The organism is Prevotella sp. SGI.167, assembly GCF_050313615.1.
Lineage (GTDB): Bacteria > Bacteroidota > Bacteroidia > Bacteroidales > Bacteroidaceae > Prevotella.
On record NZ_JBNPLT010000062.1, the window covers coordinates 1 to 5,629 of the forward strand.

General features: G+C 42.1%; 5 protein-coding genes and 1 pseudogene. All 6 read right to left on the bottom strand.

The genetic code is table 11. The features are described from left to right. On the bottom strand, positions 1–933 hold a 933-nt coding region (locus ACQRBJ_RS15585), incomplete at its 3' end, for a glycosyltransferase family 2 protein (protein ID WP_445304174.1). A gap of 4 nt (positions 934–937) precedes the next feature. Continuing rightward, positions 938–2,257, bottom strand: coding sequence for a hypothetical protein (locus ACQRBJ_RS15590; protein WP_445304175.1), 1,320 nt, complete (start codon positions 2,255–2,257; stop codon positions 938–940). Then, positions 2,254–3,225 carry a glycosyltransferase gene (locus ACQRBJ_RS15595; RefSeq protein WP_321724966.1) on the bottom strand — a complete coding sequence of 324 codons (972 nt, stop codon included), beginning with the start codon at positions 3,223–3,225 and terminating at the stop codon, positions 2,254–2,256. The genes ACQRBJ_RS15590 and ACQRBJ_RS15595 overlap by 4 nt, the downstream gene beginning before the upstream one ends. Next, a complete protein-coding gene (locus ACQRBJ_RS15600) occupies positions 3,215–4,435 on the bottom strand; it encodes a hypothetical protein (RefSeq protein WP_445304176.1) in 1,221 nt (406 codons plus the stop codon). Before ACQRBJ_RS15600 ends, ACQRBJ_RS15595 begins: the two co-directional genes overlap by 11 nt. 2 nt (positions 4,436–4,437) lie before the next feature. Then, entirely contained in the window at positions 4,438–5,313 is an 876-nt protein-coding gene (locus ACQRBJ_RS15605; protein ID WP_445304177.1) for a glycosyltransferase family 2 protein, read from the bottom strand. An 11-nt stretch (positions 5,314–5,324) separates the two neighbouring features. Beyond that, positions 5,325–5,486, bottom strand: a pseudogene (locus ACQRBJ_RS15610) (PD-(D/E)XK nuclease domain-containing protein); the annotation flags it as partial. Positions 5,487–5,629: the final 143 nt, after the last annotated feature.

Genomic DNA, 5,629 nt, shown 5'->3' on the forward strand with positions numbered 1-5,629 from the left:
ATAAAAACCTGGAAAAGTTGCGGCAAATTTAGTCAATATGTATGTTTTTTTAGTGTAGGGTACTATAATGTTGCAAATAGCATTTCTTTTATTGACAACCCTATCACCAAATGTCAGATAATTCCTTAATCCCAGATAGAATGTAAATTCGCCTATTTGCTTAATCCTCGTTTTTAATTCATCTGATGCTTCAGAAAATTCAGTGTTTGTCAATCTATACAATCTCTTTCCTATTCTTAATGTGGAATATGTAATCTCTGGAGATTTGTAAGAGGTCATAGTGGTAGATGCATCATTCTTCAGATAATGGATAAACAGAATCGGTTGATACTGTGTCCTTTGAGCTTTGTGTACCAGTCTGTGTACCCAGTCAATATCTTCAATGCGCTCTTTTTCATCGAAAAACAGCCTATTATCAACCACAAGAGAACGCAGGAAAATGAATTTCCAGGGAGCCCATGGAATAGAGTTTCGCAGTATTTGCTCATCACCAGTCATTACCTCATGATGTGGCAAGTTGTGTTGCAAAGTATTGTTCACCTTTCCCGGACGCTCGTAGGTACAATCTACAATCAGTATTTCCAACTCAACTGATTGAAGATGATCATACACCTTGGCGATAGAACCAGCATGAAAATAATCGTCTTGGTCAATGAAAATGATGTATCTGCCATGAGCTGCCTTCATACCCGTATTTCGACCTCCTCCTTGACGCTTATTGACTGTATGCTTGATAATTCTTAGATTGCTATGCTTTGTGGCTTCTTCATCCAGCCACTCACGCGTATTGTCAGTAGAGCAATCATCCACACAGATGACTTCATAGAGGGAAGGGGACAATGGTTGATTCCATATACTTTCCAAGCAGATTGGCAAATCATGTGACAACCCATTATACACAGGAATAATGATTGAGAAAAATGGACTATTCATAAACTTACGATAATTTTTTCATATTCTTCTTATGTTGCCTCTCAAAGACTATTTGCAGAATTCTTGCTACAGCCTCCTGAGGTGCGCCTTCATTCATTACCTTATAGAAACCAGGCTTATCCGCCAAATAGTCAATTTTCTGGTTGATCGCCTCGATACCCGCTGCATCCAGTTCTCTCTTTCTGGTTAATATCGTCTCCGTACGAGCCGTGAGCAGGATGTTGTAATCCAACGAGGGTATAAAACATTTTCCCCACCCATAGAGGAACTTAACTGGGAGATAAATGCGGCTGCGACGACTATCACAAATAATATCCGTATAATAACGGTCGAAGATGGCAAGTCGGGTGATGCGGGTTACAGGCTTCACCCGCAGAAAATACCCCAAAAGGTAATCCACGGAATAATAACCCAACCGAAGCAATGAACTCAGCATACCTGTTTTCGCTCCACGATGAGGCTTTTCGTAGCTCCTGTCCACCTCTTTCTTTATGCCTGCACTATGTGCCACTTCACCCAGATTGCTGAACAGCATGGGACGGAAGTGAAAATAGACATGTGCCTTGCGGAACACCTCTCCAAGGTCCTCTATCAGCAAATCAATAACCGTGGTTTTACCAGACCCGTCAGGACCGGTAAAGCCAATGGAAAAGCCTGTATTGGAGCAGATGTAATTCCGAATATGATAATATTCAAACCTCAGATAATGAATCAAAACCTTAAGTCCATATCGCCGTAGGTTTTGCTTTAAAAGTCCAGACAATAAAGACTCCTTGCTTGACGAATCACAGTCTTCTACAGTCGGGCATCCGAAAGCCCTACTTACTCCCTCTATAGTTGAAGGTATCTTTTCCGCTCTTTCTCGCTGGATGCTATATTTCTCAGGATATTTGGCTCCGACCGCTCGATTATAGAGATATTTGTCCAGAAACTCATACGTAGCATCCACATGATAGACTTTCCCATTGAACAGCCTATGCTCCAGCAGGTCATTATTTTCAATAAGCATCAATCCATAAACGGATGTATGGAAAAAGAAATCTAACTGAACCAAGTCGATAGTCCCCCTGTTACTTATTGCCCCACATACCCATGTCACAAGGCGGTCACTATTTAGATAGGTGACAATCTTCCATCCAGCCTCCTCCACCAGTCGCACCAATTCACCACGATGTCTAATATAGTCCTTATGAGCAATCGCAATATCAATGTCACGACTGTCATTCTGTTCAGGCAGACCCTCGAAGTTGCGAAGCAACGCATAGCGAATCTGTTGATTGAGATAATCAAACAGTTTTTTCAAGAACTCAACCCTGTCCATCATTTCATTCTGAGCAAATTATGTTTTACCTTATCAACGAAGTAGTGAGGATTACTCTTTATCGAAAGAAACAAGTCCTTCACACCTGCTATGATATGCCCAGCACGCAGATGATAATAAGCACGCCTCAAAGCATCAGCAGCACAGGCATCTTTTTCTAACCTCCTCATTTCCTCAGTGGACAGTTGCGCACGAAAATCTATGAAAGACCATTCATCCAAACCTTTTCTCCTTCTTTTAAGATTCATCTTGATGTGGCGCATACGCAGCAGCATACCCAACGAACTTAACGAAATACCATCTCCTTTCCTATAATAGTATAATACTTCAGGAATTACCACAATAGCCTTCCCCTCCGTGTAAAGGTCACTCATGCGAGTCCACAAATCTAAATCCTCACATAAATCTTGATAGCGAGGTTTACCTTTTGGAAAACCGTTTATATTATGTCCACCGACTGACAAGGCTATCTCTCTATCATATAAGGATGTCGATGCCATAAATATTAGCTTTCCATTTCTTGCTTTCTGAAAAAAGGAGTCTTTTGTTGTCTCTCCAAGAAAAATACCTCCCTTAATTCTTCTTCCATATAAATCAATATACTGCAAATAACACCCTACAGCTATCAGCTTGTCATCAGAGATAATCTTTTTATAGAGCTTTTCAACAAAATAAGGCAAGGGACAATCATCCGCATCCACGAAAAGCAGGTATTTCGTCGTTGCATGCTCCTCGACAAATCGACGGCCAGCACACAAACCTCTGTTCTCAGGTAACGAAACAAGTTCATACTGACGAGGATTTTGTTTGAAGAATCGTTTCACACACTCCACGGAACCATCCGTGCTGCAATCATTGACGATCAGCAGGTGAAAGTCTTGCATCGTTTGTGCCATGATGCAAGCCAATGTCTCTTCAATATATTTTTCTGCATTGTACATGCAGATAGCAAGGGTTATTTCAGTCTTCATAGTCCTTTTCCTGATCTGTTATCAACACTGATTGCTCAACATAGTTATTTTGAAAATACCTCACCCCTGTCATGATCATCAAGCACCCCCATACATAATAGAAGTTTATCAGATTGGCTCCAAGAAGGGCCAGAAACAACAATGACTCAAGGCTGAAGAAACGGTGAATGGCACATGAAAAGACAAAAGTCAGCAGTATCAGATAGGCCAGCAAACCATATTGGTCATATATCTTTGTGTCTGTACGCTTCCACCAGTATTTGTCCTTTTCCATGTTTTTTTTCCCTATCCAAGTTTCAAGTTGGGTGACATCGGTCTGTGTGAAGACGTTCATCACGGGAATTATTCTCGTTGCTCCGCTGCCATCGGCAGCCATGGCCTCTTCTGCGCTTCCTGTTGATGCAGCTTCTGCCAGTGCTACAGCACGATCCATTTGTTTCAATTCCATTGACTGCCCCAACATGAACATTCCGATTATCAACGGGATAATGTAGATAACCGTTTTACGTGTTATGAAGTAGAGGCTCAGAACTCCCATGCCCACAAAGGCTGTTCCGCTTCCCATCATCAGCATGCTCCAAAGAAATGAGAAGGTCACAATGCGTTGTTCTGGGCTGAACCATTCTTGGAGGCTGATTCTTTTACCTTTCTTGATTTCCATACATCTAAGATAGCCGAGCATCGTGAATGTGAGAATGCGTGCCGAATGGCTAGGCTCCAAAGTCAAGGATGGCAGTTTCGTTATGGATAGGAAGAACTGATTTTGGAGATTAAGCAACGGCATGTTGCGAAGGCCTACCAGTACACACATCTGTTGTCCTATCAGCACCACTGCGTAGGCGATGATCAGATACTTGAGAACCTTCGTAAAATACTCCAGCGTGAATGTGCCTTTTACAATAAAACTATAATAATTGATATATAATATCAAGTACATGCCCAAGAAACCCAAGGTGGAGAATCGCATTTCACCTTTCAGCAAGGACAAGGTATAACAAACGACCCAATAAATTGCAGCCAGAACGAGTGCCTTAGTGACTATAGGCTTCTTGGCAATGAATATCAAGGGACAGATACCCATAAAGCCAATCTTCACTGGACTAAATGGACCTTGCTCTATGGGAACAAACATGATATTAAAAAGTACCAGCATGATTGTGGCCAGCACCTTGTCCTCATAGATAAATTTGATTTTTTGTAGAATCCACATTTTTATTGTTTATTTCTTTGCATGATGCTTCTTACATAATCTCCTGTGCAGAACACTGCCAGATAGCTTTTCCAACCAATCGTCTTCATGCAATGATTCCAAAAACTCTGGTAGTTATAATGACGCTCAAAATAAAGCCGCGAGGAAATCCAAGCCTTAAATCGTTTTCGAGCGTTGCCTTTCTGACTCTTTATATGCCGATGTACCGCCTGTAAATTGGCTACATAGTACATCTTTAATCCCGCCTGTTCCACCTGTTTGGAGAGAATGGCTTCTTCACAATAAAGGAAGACCTGCTCATCGAAAAAGCCGATGCGTTTAATGAAGTCCATACGAACCATCAGGCAACAACCGCTCACCTTTTTACATACATGCGAGGCTTTATAATCCCCTATGAAATCGGGAGTCTCCTTGGAGGAACGTTTCAAAATGACTTTTACCCAGTTGAAACTACTTTGCCAACCCTTCGGATCAGGCATCATCGGATTCTGATGCGACAGATCTGGCGATGTGATGTCTGTGGCTGCAACCGCTACCTCTTTCCTTGCCTGCATCTCCTCAACAAGTCGCATTACATAATCTCGCTGCGGAAACTCCATGTCGGGATTGGCGATGAGGGCATAGACATACCCCTTTTCTGCCGCATAGCGCAAGCCGATATTGTTGCCTGCATTATATCCGCGATTCTCCTTGGCGGCGATGAATGTGCAGCCCTGCTCTGCTGCCAGGCTCTTCACTGCCAAGGCGTCATCCTCGCGAGAACGGTTATCCACGATGATGATCTCTAACTCCACACCCTCTTGCCGTTTCAAGTCAACCACACACTTGCAGCAGTCGGCACTGGAATTGTAATTAAGTATTATGACAGCTACTTTCATTATCACATTTCTTATTGGGATACAATCTTCCAATCTCCTATCGTACGCTTTTCCGAATCAAAGTTGATACCCACCTTAATAATGGGAAGTCCACACATAGCGAACCGACTGGGATAATCCTTCAAATCTATCTGGTTCATGGCAGTCTCCACACTTTGATTCAATTGTAAATCACCGTTAGAACGTAACTACTGATTTTCAGCAGTTAGCACATCCAACATTTTTCAAAAAAAGCATATTATTAATTGGTATTGCCAGAGCTGCCAATTAGGCAGCCTTGACATTCACCTTTTTGTTCGAGTTATAATTACATGGG

Bases quoted from the DNA above. Each gene is read 5' to 3' on its own strand.
- ACQRBJ_RS15590 (WP_445304175.1), bottom strand. From the start codon at position 2,257: ATGATGGACAGGGTTGAGTTCTTGAAAAAACTGTTTGATTATCTCAAT.
- ACQRBJ_RS15595 (WP_321724966.1), bottom strand. From the start codon at position 3,225: ATGAAGACTGAAATAACCCTTGCTATCTGCATGTACAATGCAGAAAAA.
- ACQRBJ_RS15600 (WP_445304176.1), bottom strand. From the start codon at position 4,435: ATGTGGATTCTACAAAAAATCAAATTTATCTATGAGGACAAGGTGCTG.
- ACQRBJ_RS15605 (WP_445304177.1), bottom strand. From the start codon at position 5,313: ATGAAAGTAGCTGTCATAATACTTAATTACAATTCCAGTGCCGACTGC.